The sequence below is a fragment of the Ruegeria sp. P8 genome (assembly GCF_056534665.1).
The window spans coordinates 113,808-132,903 of the sequence record NZ_JBQERC010000001.1 but is presented as its reverse complement, the minus strand read 5'-3'; the positions used below and the strand labels follow the sequence as shown (position 1 = coordinate 132,903).

Genomic DNA, 19,096 nt, shown 5'->3' with positions numbered 1-19,096 from the left:
TCCCAAAGCTGTTTTGCAAGGATCAGGTGTGAAACCACATAATAAAGGTGCGGCAGATTACCAGAAGTGCAGCGGAATTGCCGACAACCGATCAGTTGTTTGCGGGTTTGGCAGCAACGCATTGAACATTTGTTTCATAATTCGACATAATGTAGCCAACATGGATTGGTAAAAACCATCCTTTCTGACCGCCTGAAAGCGCGGCGACACAACGGAAACGAGCAGCAGGCCCCGAATGCTAGAGTTCGACAATGTCAGCAAGTCCTTCTGGACCGGGACGCGCCGCAAGGTGATCCTGGACAGGGTCTCGTTCCGTGTCGAACTGGGCACGTCGCTGGGCGTTCTGGCCCCGAATGGTACTGGCAAAACCACGCTGATCAACATGATGGCCGGTCTGGAAAAACCCGACGAGGGTGTGATCCGCCGCGAATGCCGGGTCTCGTTCCCCATGGGTTTCACCGGGGGTGTAACCGGCAAGTTGTCGGCGCTTGAGAACGCGCGATACATCGCCAAGATTTACGGCATGGATCCGGACTATGTTGAGGCGTATTGCAAATGGCTCTGCGGTTTGGGTGAATATTTCGAACAGCCGCTGTCCACCTATTCTTCGGGGATGCGGTCTCGATTCACGTTTTCTTTGATGCTGGCGCTGGATTTCGACATGTATCTTGTCGATGAAGGGATGCCGGCGTCTACAGATGTTGAATTCAACGAGAAGGCAGGGGCGATCCTGAAGGAAAGGTTGCGCACCACGACATTGGTGATCGTGTCGCACAGCCCGACTGTTTTGGAAAAATTCGCGCAGCAGGCCGCCGTTCTGCTGGACGGGCAATTGTACATGTTTGACTCCTTGGAAGAGGCAAAGCAGCTATATGACTACGAAACCCAAGGTTAGAAAGTACAACTGGCGCAGCAATCGACAGGTGGACGATTCGGCCGAGGCGCGAGCGGATGCAATCTCGCGCATACGGGGCGCGACGCAAGGTCAGGCACCGGCGGCCGAGGCCCAGCCAGGCACGCAAATTGACGACATCAAGCGCGAAGGCCTGACAGGCCGCCAGTTGCGTATTGCGCGTAAACTCGCGCAGAAACACGGACTGGCGGCAACATCGGACTATGATGCGGTGCGCTTGCTGCGCAAGAAAGGCATTGATCCGTTTCAGCGCACGAACCTTCTTGATCTTGCCGCGGCAAAGCCCTCGGGACAGGGCGACAGTTCGAAGGTCAAAGACAAGATCAGCATTCAGTTGCCGCAATCCATAGGCGCAAGCACGCCAAACCTTCCGGGACCCGAGCTCAGCCCGGCTGAGCGGCGGAACCTTGAAATCGGTCAGATTCAGAAGGACATCGCGCGCCGACGCAGGCGTAAACTGTTTGGCCTGTTCGCGCGTCTGGCCGCCTTTGTGTTCCTTCCGACCTTTGTTGTGGGGTTTTATTTCTATCGCATCGCCACCCCGATGTATGCCAGCGATTCCGAGTTTCTGATCCTGCAAGCCGATGGCGGGCCGGGTTCCATCGGCGGGCTGCTCGCTGGAACGCAATTCGCCACCACGCAAGATTCAATCTCGGTTCAATCTTTCCTGGAATCGAAAGAGGCTTTGTTACTGCTGGATCGGGACGCCGGTTTTTCTGATGTCTTCAAGCAGGAAGTGATTGATCCGATTCAAAGGCTATCACCCGACGCCACGCTGGAAGACGCATACAAGCTGTTCAAACGCATGATCACAATCGGGTATGATCCAACCGAAGGGGTCATCCGGATGGAGGTTGTTGCACCAGACGCACAGACCTCGACCGAGTTCTCGGAGCGTTTGATCTCTTACGCCGAAGATCGGGTGAATGCCCTGTCCGGCAAGAAGCGCGAAGACCAGATGCGCGACGCATTGGAAAGCTTTGAAGCGGCGCAGGAGGCGCGGCGGCAGGCGCAGGAGGAATTGATCGAGCTTCAGCTTCAAGGGGCGGTGCTGGACCCCGAGAATGTCATTGCCAGCCTGCGCGCCCGCATCAACGAGATCGAGATATTGGTGCAGGACAAAGAGCTTGAACTTGCCGCCCTGCAAGACAACCTGCGTCCGAACAAAGCCAAGGTCGACGGCGTCAAGGCTGACATTGCCCGGCTTGAAAAGGTGCTGGAACAACTAAATGCCGAGATGCAGGATGCTTCCGATGGCGAAAATTCGCTGGCGCGGTTGAGCGTGCGCATCCAGATCGCTCAGGCGGATCTGGCGGCACGGGACATGATGCTGCAAACGGCAATGCAGCAAATGGAATCGACCCGATCCGAAGCTAACCGGCAGGTGCGTTACCTGACCGTCTCGGTGAACCCGATCCCAAGTCAGGAACCCAGCTATCCGCGCAAGTTCGAAAATACGATTTTGGCATTCCTGTTGTTTGCTGGTATCTACCTCATGATCTCGCTTACCGCGTCGGTCCTTCGTGAACAGGTATCCTCATAAGACTCATGAAACATGTAAAAATCTCCGACCTGACAGTCGGCAACGACCTTCCGCTGACCATCATTGCAGGCCCTTGCCAGCTTGAAACGGCAGACCACGCACAGATGATTGCTGGCAAGATGAAAGAGGCCTGCGATGCAGCCGGCGCGCAATATGTCTTCAAGGCATCTTATGACAAGGCGAACCGGACCTCGCTGTCCGGCAAGCGCGGCATGGGCATTGATGCGGGGTTGCAGGTTCTGGACAGTATCCGCAAGACAATGGGCATACCGGTCCTGACCGATGTTCATACCGAAGCGCAGTGCGCCATAGCTGCCGAGGCGGTAGATGTCCTGCAAATCCCGGCGTTTTTGTGCCGCCAGACGGATATGCTGCTGGCTGCGGGCAATACGGGCGCAGTGGTTAATGTGAAAAAGGGTCAGTTTCTTGCGCCGTGGGAGATGCCCAATATCGTGTCCAAGATCGAAAGCACAGGCAACACGAATATCCTGCTGACCGAACGTGGCACTTCGTTCGGCTATAACACGCTGGTGGCTGATATGCGGTCCCTGCCGCAAATGGCCCAGACCGGATACCCGGTGGTGATGGATGCGACCCATTCCGTGCAGCAACCGGGTGGAAAAGGTGGCTCCTCGGGTGGGCAACGCGAATTTGCTCCGGTCATGGCGCGCGCCGCCGTGTCGCTGGGTATTGGCGCGGTGTTCATTGAAACACACCAGGATCCGGACAATGCTCCTTCGGACGGGCCCAACATGATTCCGTTGGATCAGATGCCCCAACTCATTGACACTTTGATGCGCTTTGATGCGCTGGCCAAAGCTGATCCTATTCAGATTTAACGACTGAGACTTGTTATGACCAAACCAATTCCCGAGGTAACACCAAATACCTGGAGCTTTCTGCGTGACGCGATGATCAAACCCACCGGGTTTCGCGAATATGACGCCCGCTGGAAATATCCGGAAGAGATCAACCTGCCGGGCATGACGGCGCTGGGCCTTGGGCTGGGTACTCAAATGCGCAGGCGCGGGATCGAGCCCGTGATCGCTGTCGGCAATGACTACCGTGATTACTCATTGGCGATCAAAAACGCCCTGATCCTGGGATTGATGCAGGCCGGTATCCGCGTGAAAGATATTGGCCCTGCGCTTAGCCCGATGGCCTATTTCGCACAGTTTCATCTGGATGTACCGGCCGTGGCGATGGTTACGGCCAGCCACAATCCAAACGGCTGGACCGGTGTAAAAATGGGCTTTGACCGTCCTTTGACACACGGCCCCGACGAGATGTCTGAATTGCGCGACATCGTTCTGAACGGCGAAGGTCAGACGCATGAGGGTGGATCTTGGGAATTCGTCGAGGGCGTGAAAGAAGCCTATATTGACGACCTCGTCGGCGATTTCAAAATGTCCCGCCCGCTAAAGGTTGTCTGCGCAACCGGAAACGGCACCGCTTCGGCCTTTGCGCCCGAGATCTTCGAACGTATGGGGGTTGAGGTCGTCCCCAGCCATAACCGGCTGGATTACACTTTCCCAAACTACAACCCGAACCCCGAAGCGATGGAAATGCTGCATGACATGGCGGCAACGGTAAAATCCAGCGGTGCCGATCTGGCACTTGGGTTTGATGGTGACGGTGATCGCTGTGGCGTCGTCGATGATGAAGGCGAAGAGATCTTTGCCGACAAGGTGGGTGTGATCATGGCCCGCGATCTGGCCAAGCTGCACCCCGGATCGACCTTTGTCGCTGATGTGAAATCCACCGGCCTGTTTGCCAGCGATCCCGAGTTGCAGGCCCTTGGCGTCAAGGCGGATTACTGGAAAACTGGCCACAGCCACATGAAACGGCGCGTCAAGGAAATCGGTGCGCTGGCTGGGTTCGAAAAGTCAGGTCACTACTTTTTAGCCGAACCGGTGGGGCGCGGTTATGACTGCGGAATGCGCGTCGCGGTCGAGATCTGCAAACTGATGGACCGCAACCCCGATCAAAGCATGTCCGACCTGCGCAAGGCGCTGCCCAAGACCTGGTCGACGCCCACGATGTCACCTTATGCAGCAGATACCGAAAAATACGATATCCTGCAGCGTCTGGTCGACAAGCTGGTTGCCAAAAGCGAGGCTAATGAGACTTTCGCTGGTCGTGCGATCAAGGAGGTCGTTACGGTGAACGGCGCACGTGTCATTCTGGACAATGGCAGTTGGGGGCTGGTGCGGGCTTCATCCAACACACCCAATCTGGTGGTCGTGTGTGAAAGCAGCGAAAGCGAAGCTGAGATGCGTGCGATCTTTGCCGATATTGATGCGGTGATCCGAACCGAACCCGGTGTTGGAGACTACGATCAAACCATCTGAAGAAAACTGCTTGGGGCATATCTGATTGCCCCAAGCGCAATACTTGCTCAGTTTCCGCCAAACAGTTTGAGCAGCCCTTTCTTCGCCTCTTCTTCCAGCTTGTTCTTGAGCGCATCTTCGATCTGATCGCTGTCCGTGATGGTGGTATCCAGCTCGTTTCGAACCTTCTCGAAAACTTTCTGTTTCGCGTCGTTTTCCAGCTCTTTGACCTTCACATCTGCCGCCGCTTCGATGACCTTGGTCAGATCCGGCTTGATTGACGGGTTGCTCCACGGGCCAACGATACGCACAGGCACCGATATGCCCTGCCCCGAATTGGCCCGCAAAGCTACGGGCGTGAACAGATAATCGATATTGCGCGCACCCAGCCCCACGATCCCCTGACCATCGGCGCGAAAATTCTTGAGCGACATAAGCAGATCGTTATTCGTCAACACACCCTGATCGATGGCGAAGCTGGCCGACAGGCTGTTGAACACAGTCGTCCCGCCTGATCCGGTCCCCTGCCCCATAAGTCGATCCAGATCGAAACCGGATATTACCCCCGTCCCGACATCCAGATTTCCCTTACCGCTGAGAGAATGCATAATCTGATCCTCAGACTGACCTACACCCAGAAACTCAACGGTTCCTGCCGCGCTTCCCGACAGGCGTTCGACCCCGGCCAGTGTCGACAACGCCTGTTTCAGATCAATCTCACTTGCCGTCACCTTGCCGCCCACGGACAGGCCATTGCGATTGTTGGCAACCACCTGCCCATTCAACTGACCCGAAAACAACGTCGCGGGATGCATGGCAAGAACCGCCCGCGCGCGATCAAGTGTCAGCGTCAGGTCACTTTTCCCAAAGGTCATGCCGGGAACCGCGATTGAGTTGGCCGTCAGGCGAATATTTCCATTCGCCAAAGCCAATGCGGATGCGTCGATTGGGTCTTTTGACCAGCCTTCCTGAACTGGTGACGCAGGTTGAGACGCGCCACCCGACCCGGCGCCGGTTTCGGATATCTTTGACAGGTCAAGATCGCCCGCATCCAACCGTGCGACGATCTGAGGGGGATCGGAAATGGTGATATCCGCCTCTCCGACGAACTGGTTGCCATCCAACTGCGCTGTCATGCTCCGCAGGGAAATCCGACCGTCCCGCGTATAGGTCATTTGTGCAGAGATATCGGCAACGTTACCCAATCCCCACGGCACAGCCACACCCGCCTGACCGAAGGCCGCCAGCATCTTTTCCGTATCTCGGGTGGTGATCTTTGTGGTCCCGTCCATCTCTCCGGCCAGATTGACGTGGCCGTCAAAGCCTATCTCACCACCCGGTGCAGTCAGGGCCAGTTCAAGCGCGGTTACGGACCCTGCGGCAAAAGTTGGCAAGTCCGGGATCTTCAAATCAACCTGAACAGCACCTCCGGGTACAGGCATTGATGCTTCCATTACCATCGGCGCAGTGACCTGAGGCCAACTGGCCGACAAGGTGACATCAGGAAAATCCATCTGCGTGGCACCGTCTTCCACATAGATCAGTCGCGCATTATTTAGCTGCAACTCTTCCAAAGTTACGGCCGACGATGCGCCTGCCGGAACCGTCCCCGCAGACGGTGTGGCAGTCGCGGTGGTCACAGGCGCGCTCAGCTCCCAGTTTCCGCGCCCTTGCGAACGCTCCAGCCGCAGCACCGGGTTTTCCGCGAAAACGCGTTTGATCCGCAGATCCCCATTCAAAAGCGCAGCAGCATCCACGCCCACGGCAAGGCTATCAGCGCTCAGCATCGGCTCTGGCCCGGCCCAGCTGGCGTTCCCAAAACGCACCGGCCCGGTTTCCATACCCAGCACCGGCCAGAACGACAGGCGCACATCGCCGCTCAATGTCAGTTCGCGCCCTGTCTGGGCTTTGACCTGCTCGGCCAGAATCGCGCCAAGCTTGTCGCCGGGCATCAGCAATAGCGCGCCAATGACCAGCCCAACCACCGCCACAACAATAAACAGGATGCGTATCAGCCATTTCATGATCTGCTCTCCGCCTTTTGGCTTGTCTTTACCGCGATCATTCAAATCGCACGTCACATTTGCAAGGGGAAGCTTTCCCCACTATATGCCGCGCCATGACGACGAACCCGCCAAACCTCCGCCCTGACCTGGCTCCGGCCGCCCGGATCACCGAGACACCCCGTTCAAACCAGCCGACGATCGGCATGGTGTCGCTGGGCTGTCCAAAAGCTTTGGTCGACAGCGAACGCATTCTGACCCGGCTTCGTGCTGAAGGATACGGCATTTCGCCCGATTATGCCGGGGCCGATGCCGTCATTGTGAACACCTGCGGGTTCCTCGACAGCGCCAAGGCGGAATCGCTGGACGCAATCGGAGAGGCACTGGTTGAAAACGGCAAGGTCATCGTCACCGGCTGTCTGGGGGCCGAACCGGATTACATCCGCGAACACCACCCCCGCATCATGGCGGTCACCGGTCCGCATCAGTACGAACAGGTACTGGATGCGGTTCACGCCGCCGTTCCCCCTGACCCTGACCCGTTCGTCGATCTGCTGCCCGCCAGCAGCGTTCGACTGACCCCCCGCCACTACAGTTATCTGAAAATCTCCGAGGGCTGTAACCACAAATGCAAGTTCTGCATCATCCCCGATATGCGGGGAAAACTGGCCAGCCGTCCGGCCCATGCGGTTCTGCGCGAGGCGGAAAAGCTGGTCGAAAATGGCGTGCGTGAACTGTTGGTGATCTCGCAGGATACTTCGGCCTATGGGCTGGATCGGAAATACGATGTGAACCCGTGGAAAGACCGCGAGGTGCGCAGCCACATCACCGATCTGGCCCGAGAACTGGGTCAGATGGATGCCTGGGTACGGCTGCACTATGTCTATCCCTATCCGCATGTGCGCGAGTTGATCCCGCTGATGGCGGACGCCGGGTCCAACATACTGCCCTATCTGGATATCCCGTTCCAGCACGCCCACCCGGATGTTCTGAAACGGATGGCCCGCCCCGCCGCAGCGGCCAAAACTCTGGACGAAATTCAGGCCTGGCGCGCAATCTGTCCCGATATCACCCTGCGTTCGACCTTTATCGTCGGTTACCCGGGTGAGACCGAGGCCGAATTCCAAACCCTGCTGGACTGGATGGACGAGGCGCAACTGGATCGTGTCGGCTGTTTTCAATACGAAAACGTGGATGGTGCGCGCTCAAACGACCTGCCTGATCATGTCCCGGCCGAAATCAAGCAAGAGCGGTGGGATCGCTTCATGGAAAAGGCTCAGGCCATTTCAGATGCCAAGTTGCAAGCTAAAGTCGGACAAACGCTTCAAGTAATCGTTGACGAAGTGGATGACGAAGCCGCCACCTGCCGCACCAAATCGGACGCGCCCGAGATCGACGGTAACCTGTTCATTGACGAGGGCTTCGAAGGCCTCAAACCCGGCGATATCGTCACGGTCGAAGTGGACGAGGCGGGGGAATACGATCTGTGGGGGAAACCCGTTTGACGCCAGTAACCTGCCCATAATGCCCTCGGGTGAATAGTTACCCCGTACAGCGCAGGTAGAAAAAAACCGCCATGAATGGCGGCGATAATTCCTGAAAATGGTGCAGGCGGTCCGCAATCAGACCGCCTGCGATAAGCTTACTGAGAAACCGGGTTGCAGACAGTCTGACCTGCTTCGGTTGTTGCCAGTTCATAGCCTGCCGAGCAGCTGGCCGAGCCATACTTGTCGTAGTCGGGTTGTACGTAAACAGGGGTCGGTTCTTCCTGCTGCGCACAAGCGGTCAGGACCAGAGCAAATGCGCCAACGGCTGCAAGTTTCAGTTTCATGTCCGTCAATCCTCTATTACTTTTCTGATATTGCCCAGCTTTTCGGGCCGTTTCCAGAGTACGGGCTGAACGGCAATCTGGCAACTGAAACGGTCACTTCCTCGTGAGGAAGAGCGATTCCATGCCAGTTCGAAGCCCAAATGATGATCCTTGCGGCATTACAGCTACCTTTTTGTCTGCATCGTCCTAAACTGTGCGACGTTTCAGCCAAAGACGGAGAAGCCACATGTCAGACACACCCGTTATTGCCCAGAAAACCCCTTTTTCAGTCGAGGTTGTCGAAGGGAAAACCTATTTCTGGTGCGCGTGTGGAAAATCGAACCGCCAACCCTTTTGCGATGGCTCACATAAAGGCAGTGGGTTCGAACCGGTGAAATACACGGCCGAGACCAGCAAAAAGGTCTTCTTTTGCGGGTGCAAACACAGTGCAAACGCGCCGCTATGCGATGGAACGCATAAAGACCTTTGATCAGCCTTTTAATCGGTTCAGTGTCTCTGAATTTGCACAGAAATCCGGGGCCGTATCCGCTGGATGCTGCCGCTGAGCCAGCCAGCTGGTGCATTGCGCATCACAGCCCGATGCGCGACAGCGGGTGACCAGTTCGGCGTATTCTTCGGGCGAAAGCCGCCCTTCGGCCATGGCTTCGCTCAGTGAAATTCCCATGCTTCGCGAGACAGAGCGCGTCAACCAAAAGTGCTTTTCGACCTCACCGAGAATATCCCGAGGCATCACGCGTCCTCCGCTTGCAAAGCTTTGATGGCCTTGAAACGCTCACGGTTCGGGCATGTGCATGGGGCATGATCAATCTGTTCGCGCCGTTCCAGCCACTCAGGGCAGGTTCTGGCCCAGGCACAGCCTCGGCATTGCTGCACGATCTCGGCCCAATCCTCATGTTTCAGGTGACCGTCCCGATAGGCTGCGGCCAGGTCGGTTCCTGTGACCTCACCCATCCGCAACACCAAACGAAGATGGGCCATGATTTCACCAAGACGTGGCATGGCGAACCTGACAGTTAAGGCATCAATTTGTGCAGTAACTCCTGGTTACGGCAATATTCAGGTGTCCGCCCAGCGGTCGCCATTTTCTTAAGCAGATCCTGACAATGATCCGGGTTCGGACAATCGGTACATCGCAGAACTGCGTCAGAAATCTGGTCGACAGATAGCTTGCCGCCAATGGCTGCTTCCTCAAGATCGATGTCCAGCATTCTCGCCATATCGTCCACCAATCCGGCATGAAGCCGCAAGGACTCTCGGGTGGGCATACTGTATCCTTTCACTTTCGCGCTTTGCGAAATCGTAGCGCATCCGGGGCGTCAGACTTTGACACAGGTCAAGATTGGATGCCGATGTGATCCAGATAGGCCCGGGTTGCATCCTGAACGCGGCGAAAGCGGTCCCCGCCCAGCTTTTTGCCTCCGTACCATCGGGTGACGATGATCACGTGATTGTCCAGCCCTGCACGTTCGATCATCCGCAGGATTACCATACCAGCGCCGCTCTCCCCGTCATCAGCCTTCAGCGCGCCGGTCGGCAAAAAGGCGGCCCAGGTGTTATGTGTGGCCTTGGCATAGGATTTATCGGACTTCAGTTGGTCCAAAACCGCGTCAACGTCCGCGCGTGACGCCACAGGCGCGCCAGATACCGCATATTTCGACCCGCGATCCGTCAAAATCACGCCAAGGCGCACAAGATCGGTCATTGCGTCAGTCCCAGTTGCGTCGCGGTTTCAAGCACGATGTGCACGCGCTGCGCATTTGGCGGGTGGGTACCAAGAAACCTGTCGCCGGGATCCGGAATCCGATCAAAGAACTTTGCCCCGATCAGCGGGTTGTAGCCCGCATTATGCGTAATGATCGTGCCCATCTCGTCAGCTTCAAGCTCAAAAGCCTTTACATAAGCCTGAACACCAACTTGCGCACCCACTTTCTGAGCCTCTTCTATATCGGCGGCGTCGCCCCCGCGCAGCTTCTCGGCCTTTCCGAACTCGGTGGCGCTTGCGCTGGCATTTTCGCTTTGCCGTGCGATGTGCCCCAGCACGTGATGGGCCGCCTCATGCCCCATGACAAAAGCCAGTTCGTCTGCGTTTTGCGCGGAACGGATCATCGCAAGGGTAAAAATGATGGTGGGTTGCCGCTGGTCGTCCAACGTCTGAAACGCATTGGCCGGCGCACGTGGGTTCAGATCAACGAGAATCCGGAAATCGCATCTCTGAGGTCTTGATTGCTTCAAGCACTGGCTACGGGCCTCGGCCCCGATGTTCTGACTGACTTCGCGAAAGGTCTGGGCAACATCCTCAGAACCCGGCCCTTCACCCAGCCAATCCGCAGCAGGTTGCACGCGCAATCCACCTTCCGCACAGGCCGCAAGAAGCAGGGGAAGCACCAAAACAAAGCGTCTGCGCATGTTACATCCTTCGGCTCGGTCTGACCGTGATTTCAACATAGTACGTGCTGTTCAGAGTGACCACACAATGCTTTGAAACGAACGTCTTGCATTGCGCGTCGACGGCTTGCACTCTGTCCTTATGTTTTCGATTGAACATGAATTCGACTCAACGGTCATAACGCTTGTGGACGAAGGTGAAAAACCTTTGCAAGAGGATGTTGTGATCAACAATTTCGCCGAATGCGTCACGCTGGAACAGTTTGATCCGCGAACCGACCAGGTGCAAAAGATCACCTTGTCGCCCGAACAGGTCCGCGATCTGGCCGCAGCGCTGGACCTGCCCGAGGGTGTTTACCAGATCCGTGAAACGGGGCCTTAGGGCACATAGACAAACACCTTGTTGCGCGCGGTTTGCCCCTGCTTGAGTGTCAGTGTCGAAGGGGCAACGCCAAGACATTTCGCAAGGATCACCTGAACCGCATGGTTGGCTTTGCCGCTGTCAGGCGGTGCCGTGACAAATACCCTGATCTCCCCGTCTTTCACGACCACCCGGTCGCGCGCGGCCTTGGGTGTAACTTTCAGATGAAACGTTGCCCCGGCGTGCGCCTGCGCGCTGAGATCCGGCAGATCTCGTAGTTTGGATTTCACCATTGTGGCCCTTTCCCTCAATAGTCTTGCATGATGGGCAGTGGAATGAAATTGATCCACGCGATCCGTCGCCGCGCCCTTGAAACCCTCGGCATGCCGACCAAGATACAGAGACGTGATGTAAAGGAAGTTAACATATGTCCATGAAAAACCCCGCTGCTCTGGAGTTTTTGCAGTCGCGCCGATCCCGACCCGCCAAGACACTGGTTGCCCCGGCTCCGACACGGGACGAATTGCGCCCCCTGCTGACCGCAGCCGCACGCAGCCCCGATCACGGAAAACTGGAACCCTGGCGATTTATCGTTCTGGAACAGGGGGCCATGGCACGGTTGGCAACCCTGACCGAGGCCTGCGGGCAACGGCTGAACAAAAGTCCGGAAGATATTTCAAAAGCGCGCAGCCAGTTCGACATGGGGCATCTGGCCGTAGCCGTGATCGAAGTACAAAAACCGTCCGAGAAAATACCCGCGATCGAACAAACCTATTCTGCGGGCGCGGTCTGTCTGGCCCTGCTGAATGCCGCGCTGGCCGCAGGCTGGGGCGCAAACTGGCTAACGGGTTGGCAAACCCATGACCACGACTTCTGCGTTGACGCCTTTGGGCTTGCCGACAACGAACGTGTCGCCGGGCTGATACATATCGCCACCGAGGGAACAGCCCCACCCGAACGCCCGCGGCCCGATGTGGCAGCCTTGACGGAATGGATCACAGAATGATCATCCTGAACGCCTTTTTCAGCGCGCTCGGCCAGATCGGAGACCCCAAATTCCGCGCCGTTCTGCTGCGCGGTGTAGGTTTGACCATCCTGTTGCTGGGTCTCGCCTGTGCGGGTGCGATCAGGTTGATCAACTGGTTGTCGGGCAGTGAAATCTCGCTGCCATTTGTCGGAGCTGTTCCGTGGCTGAACGACGTTCTGAACTATTCAGGTATCGTTCTCGTCCTGATCCTGCCTGTTTTCCTGATGGTGCCGGTGGCGTCAGCCATCACATCGATCTTTCTGGACGAGGTGGCACAGGCGGTCGAGGACAAGCACTTTCCAGCCTTGCCGAATGCACGACGCATCCCGGTGTCAGAAGCCCTGTTGGACGGCCTCAGCTTTCTTGGCGTGCTGATTGTCGCGAACCTGCTGGCGCTGATCCTCTATGCGATCTTCACCCCGTTTGCGCCCTTCATCTTCTGGGCCATGAACGGGTTCCTGTTGGGGCGGGAATACTTCACGCTGGCTGCAATGCGCCGGATCGGACGGGATGGCGCACGCCAATTGCGAGCCAGGCATTCGACCACGATCTGGGTCGCTGGAACCCTGATGGCCATTCCGCTGTCGATACCGCTGTTGAATCTGGTGATCCCGATCTTTGGCGCGGCGACATTCACCCATGTTTTTCATGCTGTGTCAGGCCAAAAGGTCTGACACAGATTAGCGCGGCTCCAGTTGGTTCAGCCAGTCGAAGTCCCGCACTGAAATCACACCGGAAATGATGATGCCGGCAATGATAGCCCACAAAACCACAGCAATGGCGGTGGTGATCCACATCTTTGCCTTCAGATGATGGACTTCCGGCGCACCCGCATGGGTGCCCGGAACGATATCGTTCAGGTCACCCTGAGTTTTGATGCGAATGGGCAAAACCACTAGCAACGTCATGAACCAGATGACGGCAAACAGCACCAATGCAGCAGTAATGGTCACTTCAGCCCCTCCGGATTTTGCGGATCATACCTGTTCCAGCTCGACAAGGCAGCCGTTGAAGTCCTTGGGATGCAGGAACAGCACCGGCTTGCCATGCGCGCCGATCTTGGGCTCCCCCGACCCCAGAACACGGGCACCGGTCGCTTTCAAATGATCACGGGCGGCGATGATGTCTTCGACCTCATAGCATACGTGATGAATACCGCCTGCCGGGTTCTTTTCCAGAAACCCGTTGATAGGGCTGTCGTCGCCCAGCGGGTACAAAAGTTCGATCTTGGTGTTGGGCAGTTCGATGAACACAACCGTGACGCCATGATCCGGTTCGTCCTGCGGCGCGCCAACCTTAGCGCCCAGCGCATTGCGGTACTGTTCGGATGCCGTCTCAAGGTCGGGTACGGCGATGGCAACGTGGTTCAGACGCCCAATCATGTCTCACTCCTGATGTCCTGCGTTGCGTGGGTTATGGGGGCTGCTCTGCAAAAGGACAAGTGCGCCAAATCGCGCGTTAACGTCGTGTTAGCCAGAAGTTCCTAGCGTGAAGCATCTGCTGGATAGGAGAGCTGCCATGGACGATTCGGGCCTCATTGCCACCACCGCCGCCACGCCCACCGCAACGCGGCCCTTGCTGGGACAGACAATTCTGGTTGTTGAAGACAGCCGATATGCCTGCGACGCGATCCGCCTGATGTGCCTGCACAGCGGCGCACGCATCCGACGCGCTGACTGCCTGAAATCGGCACGGCGACACCTGCAGATCTATCGCCCCTCGGTCATTCTGGTCGATATGGGCCTGCCCGACGGGTCCGGAGCTGACCTGATCGCCGAACTGGCCGAAGCTTCACCACGGATCAGCGTGATCATGGGCCTGTCGGGCGATGACGCTACCGAAGGTCTGGCGCATGCAGCCGGGGCGGATGGATTTCTGTCCAAGCCGATAAAATCATTGTCTTATTTTCAGAAGTCCATTCTGGAGCGCCTGCCCGAAGATCGACGCCCAAGCGGGTTCCACTCGGTTCGCGACGAAGTCATCCGACCCGACCCGATGGCTTATCAGGACGACATGGCGCATATCGCCGATGTCCTTACCGGGCCCAACGATCATCGCACATGGGATTACGCCGCCCAGTTTCTGCAAGGGGTCGCACGGGAAGCCGATGACAGACCGTTGGCAGAAGCCGCCCGAAAGCTGGCGCTGTCACGGGCGAACGGCGCACCGATCACGGCGCAGGCAGCGCAGGTCGCCGGCATGGTGCAGAACCGTTTGGAACAAAGAAAGGCGATTTGACGTGATTGCAGCTTATTTCATCACTGCAACGCTTCTGTGCATCTGGGCCTATCGCCAAACACGGCAGACTGCACGCTCAATTCGTGTCAACCGAGGCGATTTGAACAACCCACTGGACTGACCGGCGAATACGCACCGGCACCAAAATGAAACCGCCCGCTGAATGCGGGCGGCTCTCGTTCAGTCCTGCGGGATGAGGCGCAAGCCCAGTTCCATCAGCTGATCCGAGGTCGGGTCTGAAGGTGCGTCCATCATCAGATCTTCGGCCCGCTGGTTCATAGGGAACATCATGACCTCGCGGATATTGGCCTCATCCGCCAACAGCATCACGATCCGGTCGATCCCAGCGGCGCAGCCACCGTGCGGCGGCGCACCGTAGTGGAAGGCGTTGAACAGAGCGCCAAAGCGGGATTTCACTTCATCCTCGCCATAGCCTGCCAGTTCAAAGGCCTTCAGCATGATTTCCGGCTTGTGGTTCCGGATCGCACCCGACACCAGCTCATATCCATTGCACGCGAGGTCATACTGATACCCGCGCACATCCAGCGGATTGCCCTGTAGCGCTTCCATGCCGCCCTGCGGCATCGAGAACGGGTTGTGCTCAAAGTCGATCGCGCCGGTTTCTTCGTCTTGCTCGTAGATCGGGAAATCAACGATCCAGGCAAAGGCAAAGCGGTCTTTCTCGGTCAGCCCAAGCTCGTCGCCGATCACATCGCGCGCCTTGCCTGCAACCTTTTCAAAGGCTTTCGGCTTGCCGCCCAGGAAAAACGCCGCATCGCCGACACCCAGACCCAATTGCTGACGGATAGCCTCGGTCCGCTCGGGGCCGATGTTCTTGGCCAGCGGGCCTGCGGCTTCCATCCCTTCGCCCTGATCGCGCCAGAAGATGTAGCCCATACCGGGCAGACCCTCTTTCTGGGCAAAGGCGTTCATGCGGTCACAGAACTTGCGGCTGCCACCGGTTGGCGCGGGGATAGCGCGAATTTCGGTGCCTTCCTGTTCGAGCAGCTTTGCAAAAATCGCAAAACCAGACCCGCGGAAGTGGTCGGAAACCACCTGCATCTTAATTGGGTTCCGCAGGTCGGGCTTGTCCGTGCCGTACCACAGAGCCGAATCCTTGTAGGAAATCTGCGGCCAGTCCTGATCGACCTTGCGACCGCCACCGAACTCTTCGAACACACCGGTCAGAACGGGCTGGATCGTGTCGAACACGTCCTGCTGCTCGACAAAGGACATCTCGAGGTCAAGCTGGTAGAAATCGGTGGGTGAGCGGTCGGCGCGCGGGTCTTCGTCGCGGAAGCAGGGCGCAATCTGGAAATACTTGTCGAAACCCGACACCATAATCAGCTGCTTGAACTGCTGCGGGGCTTGCGGCAACGCGTAGAACTTACCCGGATGCAGGCGCGACGGCACAAGGAAGTCACGCGCGCCTTCGGGTGAGGACGCGGTGATGATCGGCGTCTGGTACTCGCGGAACCCCTGATCCCACATACGCTTGCGCATGGAGGCCACCACGTCCGAGCGCAAGGTCATGTTGCGCTGCATCGCCTCGCGTCGCAGGTCGAGGTAACGATAGCGCAGGCGGGTTTCCTCGGGGTATTCCTGATCGCCGAACACCATTAGCGGCAGTTCCTCGGCGGCCCCCAGAACTTCCAGTTCGCGCACGTAAACCTCGATCTCACCGGTGGGCAGTTTCGGGTTCACCAGTTCGGCGGCACGCGCCTTGACGGTTCCGTCGATGCGGATGCACCATTCGGAACGCACCTTTTCAAGCGCAGCAAAAGCGGCGCTGTCGCCGTCACACAGGATCTGGGTTACGCCGAAATGGTCGCGCAGGTCGATGAACAGGACGCCCCCATGATCTCGGACCCGATGCACCCAACCGGACAGGCGAACGGTTTCACCGACATTAGCGGCGGTCAGTGCGGCGCAGGTGTGGCTGCGATAGGCGTGCATGGATCATATCCCTTCGGGCGCAGAATTCGTCGCGCCGATACACCCTGTCAGGCCCGGAAAGTCAAGGCGGGTCGCCCTGTCAAAATGGCCTTTGCACGTTGCCTGAGTAGAAATAGACACCCAGCCCGACCGCAAAGATGATATTGCCCGCAATCGCGTGCAGCAGCACCGCATAGAAGAACGAGCCGCGCTGCCTGTAGGCCCATGCAAACAGCAGCCCGCCCGCAAATGTCATGAGGACGACAATCCAACTCCAATACATCAGATGCGCGAACGAGAAGATGGCAGCATTCAGCACATAAGCCGCGCGCCCTTCTGGCAGGATCGCGTGATAGCGACGGAAGAACAGTGGGCGGAACAGAAGTTCCTGTGGCAGTGCAGACAAAACAGGATAACCGATCCAGATAAACGCCAGCATCTCAGGGCGGTGTACTAGCAGAAAAAACGCGGCGTCGGGGCGTGTCACCTGAATCAGCCCAACGCAAAACACGGACATGAAAGCGGTAAACAGCACAACTTCGCGAAGCGACCAGTTGGCCCAATCATAGCGCAGCTCGGCCCATTGAAAGCCCGGTGTCCAATGCAGCAGCATGATCCCCAGCCCGGTCAGGGCAAACAGAGCCGGAAACATCCAGTTCGGTGGAAACAAAACCGCGATGATCAGCGGCAGGACAACATAGAACAGGCCGAACTCAACTCTTAACCGCGGCAATGCAACCGGCGGTCCGACCATCGCGCTGTCTTTGGTCACGTGTCTATCAGCTCCACCCGGATCAGCCCGCGCAATGAATTGCCCATGTAGGCAGTTTGTGCATTTTTCAGGTCGCTCAAGGTCAGCACGGCCTCAGACACCGTTCCTTTATCCAGTAATTCTTCGCGCAATATGCCAGGCAACAGACCGCTGGAGAGCGCAGGTGTCAGAATACGACCGTCCTGTTTTTCGACGAAAAGGTTGCTGATGGTGCCCTCACACAGCTCATCAAGCTCATTCAGGAATAACACCTCGTCTATGCCATCCGTCAGCGCGGCGCGAGTATTGTCATAAAGGGCGCGGCGGCTTGTCTTGTGACGCAGCCAAAGATCATTGGAAGCCAGTCGCTGATCAGACAGGGCGATGCGCCAGACCGGAGGGTTGCTGGCCAGAACCCCGGTGGTCAATTCGAATGCACCCGATGCGTCCAGTGTAAGGCGGCACCGCAAGGGGGTGTCGCCCAACGCGCCATCCAGCGCGGCGGTCGCTGAATCCGGGTTGAAGGGAAGGCCAAAGGCCGCAGCGGTTCGGGCCATGCGCGCAAGGTGACGGTCTTTTCGGAGAAAGCCCTGACCTGGCCGAAACGCCAGCGTTTCGATCAGGCGGAAATCAGGCTCAGCTGGCGGGCGAAGCGGGCTTTCCATAGCGCCTCCTCATATTCTGCCGGGGCGGTGCTGTCCCAGACAAGGCCCCCGCCCACGTTCAGGGTGGCCTGATCGTCTTCCAGCATCAGCGTACGGATGGCCACGTTGAACTCGGACCGCCCATCAGGCGCGGCCCAGCCGATGGTGCCACAATAGATGTCGCGCGGCCAGGGTTCCAGCCCGGCCAGAATTTCCTTGGCGCGAATTTTGGGGGCGCCCGTGATCGAGCCGCAGGGAAACAACGCCGTCAGTATATCGCTGAGCCCTGCGCATTTGAGCAACTGGGCACGGACAAGTGAAACCATCTGATGCACTGTCGCATAGGTTTCCACCTTGAACAGTTCAGGGACATGAACGGAACCGGGCAATGCGACACGGCTGATATCGTTGCGCAGAAGATCGACGATCATCAGGTTTTCCGCCCGGTTCTTTTCGTCCGTGGTCAGAAACGCCCGGCGCCGCATATCCTCGTCCGGGTCTTCGCTGCGCGGCTGGGTGCCCTTCATCGGTCGAGTCTCGATCTTTCCATCCGCGTCTGTGCGGAAGAACAACTCTGGCGAGCGGCTGAGCAAATCCGGCAACCCGACCTGCTGCACCAGCGCACCATGCCCAACGGGCTGCCCCGCTGCCAGTGCCGCATAAAGGGTTTCACTGCTGCCCGAGACGGTCAGGTCAATCGGAAAGGTCAGGTTCGCCTGATAGATGTCACCGGCACCGATGGCATCATGCACCACTTGAAAGGCTTCGCCATAGCGCGCCTCGTCCCAGCGCGGCTGAAACGCGCGCACCTCGCCTGCGGGCGTCGGTAAAGAAACCCGATCCGGCGCGCCGTAAACTCCAAAGCACAGCAAGGGCAGCTGACGCGATTCCGGCAAAAGTTTGATCAGCCGGGGTTCAAGCACATATCCCAGTTCATAACTGGCATAGCCAGCCAGCCAGGCCCCGCCCGCGCGCGCCTCATCCAGCGCCGCCAGAGCCTGGGGCACGTCCTCCGCCGTATCCGCGCGGATAATCCGAGACGGGCGCTGAAACCGGGTTCCGCGACCGGCTGGTCCCTGATCAAAACGAATACGCAACTGCATCCTCTTTTGCCGTGAAGGGCGGTATAGAGAAT

At 57.7% G+C, this 19,096-nt stretch carries 24 protein-coding genes; 10 read left to right on the top strand and 14 right to left on the bottom strand.

The window, feature by feature from the left end; genetic code table 11:
* Positions 1-235: 235 nt before the first annotated feature.
* The 4 genes from ACR0BZ_RS00675 to ACR0BZ_RS00660 are packed head-to-tail and all read left to right on the top strand — an operon-like array spanning position 236 to position 4,807.
* Positions 236-895: an ABC transporter ATP-binding protein gene (locus ACR0BZ_RS00675; protein ID WP_209504732.1), complete on the top strand. Its 660-nt coding sequence runs from the start codon at positions 236-238 to the stop codon at positions 893-895.
* Positions 873-2,456 (top strand): capsule biosynthesis protein, encoded by a 1,584-nt coding sequence (locus ACR0BZ_RS00670; RefSeq protein WP_267364356.1) that lies wholly within the window; start codon positions 873-875, stop codon positions 2,454-2,456. The genes ACR0BZ_RS00675 and ACR0BZ_RS00670 overlap by 23 nt, the downstream gene beginning before the upstream one ends.
* Positions 2,457-2,461: 5 nt before the next feature.
* On the top strand, positions 2,462-3,295 hold the full coding sequence (gene kdsA / locus ACR0BZ_RS00665) for a 3-deoxy-8-phosphooctulonate synthase (RefSeq protein ID WP_267364357.1): 834 nt from the start codon (positions 2,462-2,464) through the stop codon (positions 3,293-3,295).
* Positions 3,296-3,310: 15 nt separating this feature from the next.
* Positions 3,311-4,807 (top strand): phosphomannomutase/phosphoglucomutase, encoded by a 1,497-nt coding sequence (locus ACR0BZ_RS00660; RefSeq protein WP_480919176.1) that lies wholly within the window; start codon positions 3,311-3,313, stop codon positions 4,805-4,807.
* 47 nt (positions 4,808-4,854) lie between these two features.
* On the opposite strand, the gene ACR0BZ_RS00655 is transcribed toward ACR0BZ_RS00660, so the two are convergent.
* Positions 4,855-6,810 carry an AsmA family protein gene (locus ACR0BZ_RS00655; protein ID WP_480919175.1) on the bottom strand — a complete coding sequence of 652 codons (1,956 nt, stop codon included), beginning with the start codon at positions 6,808-6,810 and terminating at the stop codon, positions 4,855-4,857.
* Between the two features lie 95 nt (positions 6,811-6,905).
* Between ACR0BZ_RS00655 and rimO the strand changes: the two genes are divergently transcribed.
* On the top strand, positions 6,906-8,294 hold the full coding sequence (rimO, locus tag ACR0BZ_RS00650; protein ID WP_480546125.1) for a 30S ribosomal protein S12 methylthiotransferase RimO: 1,389 nt from the start codon (positions 6,906-6,908) through the stop codon (positions 8,292-8,294).
* A 137-nt stretch (positions 8,295-8,431) separates the two neighbouring features.
* On the opposite strand, the gene ACR0BZ_RS00645 is transcribed toward rimO, so the two are convergent.
* Complete coding sequence (locus ACR0BZ_RS00645) at positions 8,432-8,620, bottom strand: hypothetical protein (RefSeq protein WP_209504738.1); 189 nt, start codon at positions 8,618-8,620, stop codon at positions 8,432-8,434.
* A 226-nt stretch (positions 8,621-8,846) separates the two neighbouring features.
* Between ACR0BZ_RS00645 and ACR0BZ_RS00640 the strand changes: the two genes are divergently transcribed.
* A complete protein-coding gene (locus ACR0BZ_RS00640) occupies positions 8,847-9,089 on the top strand; it encodes a CDGSH iron-sulfur domain-containing protein (RefSeq protein ID WP_480773753.1) in 243 nt (80 codons plus the stop codon).
* Here ACR0BZ_RS00640 and ACR0BZ_RS00635 read toward each other — a convergent pair whose 3' ends face one another.
* From ACR0BZ_RS00635 to ACR0BZ_RS00615, 5 genes are all read right to left on the bottom strand, one after another.
* Positions 9,090-9,350 carry a DUF6455 family protein gene (locus tag ACR0BZ_RS00635; protein ID WP_480539282.1) on the bottom strand — a complete coding sequence of 87 codons (261 nt, stop codon included), beginning with the start codon at positions 9,348-9,350 and terminating at the stop codon, positions 9,090-9,092.
* Positions 9,350-9,619, bottom strand: a complete 270-nt coding sequence (locus tag ACR0BZ_RS00630; RefSeq protein WP_267366459.1) for a DUF6455 family protein — start codon at positions 9,617-9,619, stop codon at positions 9,350-9,352. Before ACR0BZ_RS00630 ends, ACR0BZ_RS00635 begins: the two co-directional genes overlap by 1 nt.
* A 14-nt stretch (positions 9,620-9,633) precedes the next feature.
* Entirely contained in the window at positions 9,634-9,885 is a 252-nt protein-coding gene (locus ACR0BZ_RS00625) for a DUF6455 family protein (RefSeq protein ID WP_267366457.1), read from the bottom strand.
* A 68-nt stretch (positions 9,886-9,953) separates the two neighbouring features.
* Positions 9,954-10,322, bottom strand: coding sequence for a YigZ family protein (locus ACR0BZ_RS00620; RefSeq protein ID WP_480919174.1), 369 nt, complete (start codon positions 10,320-10,322; stop codon positions 9,954-9,956).
* On the bottom strand, positions 10,319-11,026 hold the full coding sequence (locus tag ACR0BZ_RS00615; RefSeq protein ID WP_480919173.1) for a M48 family metallopeptidase: 708 nt from the start codon (positions 11,024-11,026) through the stop codon (positions 10,319-10,321). The genes ACR0BZ_RS00620 and ACR0BZ_RS00615 overlap by 4 nt, the downstream gene beginning before the upstream one ends.
* A gap of 121 nt (positions 11,027-11,147) precedes the next feature.
* Between ACR0BZ_RS00615 and ACR0BZ_RS00610 the strand changes: the two genes are divergently transcribed.
* On the top strand, positions 11,148-11,387 hold the full coding sequence (locus tag ACR0BZ_RS00610) for a hypothetical protein (RefSeq protein WP_267364243.1): 240 nt from the start codon (positions 11,148-11,150) through the stop codon (positions 11,385-11,387).
* Here the strand turns inward: ACR0BZ_RS00610 and ACR0BZ_RS00605 are convergent.
* A complete protein-coding gene (locus ACR0BZ_RS00605; protein ID WP_480919172.1) occupies positions 11,384-11,659 on the bottom strand; it encodes a DUF167 domain-containing protein in 276 nt (91 codons plus the stop codon). The two genes, ACR0BZ_RS00610 and ACR0BZ_RS00605, sit on opposite strands and share 4 nt — an antisense overlap.
* A 134-nt stretch (positions 11,660-11,793) precedes the next feature.
* Between ACR0BZ_RS00605 and ACR0BZ_RS00600 the strand changes: the two genes are divergently transcribed.
* Together ACR0BZ_RS00600 and ACR0BZ_RS00595 are read left to right on the top strand one after the other, a co-directional pair.
* Positions 11,794-12,372, top strand: coding sequence for a nitroreductase family protein (locus tag ACR0BZ_RS00600; RefSeq protein ID WP_480919171.1), 579 nt, complete (start codon positions 11,794-11,796; stop codon positions 12,370-12,372).
* Positions 12,369-13,067, top strand: coding sequence for an EI24 domain-containing protein (locus tag ACR0BZ_RS00595; RefSeq protein WP_480919170.1), 699 nt, complete (start codon positions 12,369-12,371; stop codon positions 13,065-13,067). The genes ACR0BZ_RS00600 and ACR0BZ_RS00595 overlap by 4 nt, the downstream gene beginning before the upstream one ends.
* 6 nt (positions 13,068-13,073) lie before the next feature.
* Here the strand turns inward: ACR0BZ_RS00595 and ACR0BZ_RS00590 are convergent, their stop codons facing one another.
* Both ACR0BZ_RS00590 and mce read right to left on the bottom strand, forming a co-directional pair.
* Complete coding sequence (locus ACR0BZ_RS00590) at positions 13,074-13,346, bottom strand: DUF1467 family protein (RefSeq protein WP_267364249.1); 273 nt, start codon at positions 13,344-13,346, stop codon at positions 13,074-13,076.
* A 24-nt stretch (positions 13,347-13,370) separates the two neighbouring features.
* Complete coding sequence (gene mce, locus ACR0BZ_RS00585) at positions 13,371-13,775, bottom strand: methylmalonyl-CoA epimerase (RefSeq protein ID WP_267364251.1); 405 nt, start codon at positions 13,773-13,775, stop codon at positions 13,371-13,373.
* 136 nt (positions 13,776-13,911) lie between these two features.
* On the opposite strand from mce, the gene ACR0BZ_RS00580 reads away from it, so the two are divergent.
* Entirely contained in the window at positions 13,912-14,631 is a 720-nt protein-coding gene (locus ACR0BZ_RS00580; protein ID WP_480919169.1) for a response regulator, read from the top strand.
* 180 nt (positions 14,632-14,811) lie between these two features.
* Here the strand turns inward: ACR0BZ_RS00580 and aspS are convergent, their stop codons facing one another.
* The 4 genes from aspS to ACR0BZ_RS00560 form a co-directional block, all read right to left on the bottom strand.
* Positions 14,812-16,587, bottom strand: a complete 1,776-nt coding sequence (aspS, locus tag ACR0BZ_RS00575; protein WP_267364254.1) for an aspartate--tRNA ligase — start codon at positions 16,585-16,587, stop codon at positions 14,812-14,814.
* A gap of 79 nt (positions 16,588-16,666) precedes the next feature.
* On the bottom strand, positions 16,667-17,338 hold the full coding sequence (locus ACR0BZ_RS00570; protein WP_480565369.1) for a CPBP family intramembrane glutamic endopeptidase: 672 nt from the start codon (positions 17,336-17,338) through the stop codon (positions 16,667-16,669).
* A complete protein-coding gene (locus ACR0BZ_RS00565) occupies positions 17,335-17,982 on the bottom strand; it encodes an aminotransferase class IV family protein (protein ID WP_480539302.1) in 648 nt (215 codons plus the stop codon). The genes ACR0BZ_RS00570 and ACR0BZ_RS00565 overlap by 4 nt, the downstream gene beginning before the upstream one ends.
* The gene (locus tag ACR0BZ_RS00560; RefSeq protein ID WP_480919168.1) at positions 17,937-19,064 is read right to left on the bottom strand and encodes an aminodeoxychorismate synthase component I; all 1,128 of its coding nucleotides are present in this window, start codon (positions 19,062-19,064) and stop codon (positions 17,937-17,939) included. The genes ACR0BZ_RS00565 and ACR0BZ_RS00560 overlap by 46 nt, the downstream gene beginning before the upstream one ends.
* Between the last annotated feature and the right edge of the window lie 32 nt (positions 19,065-19,096).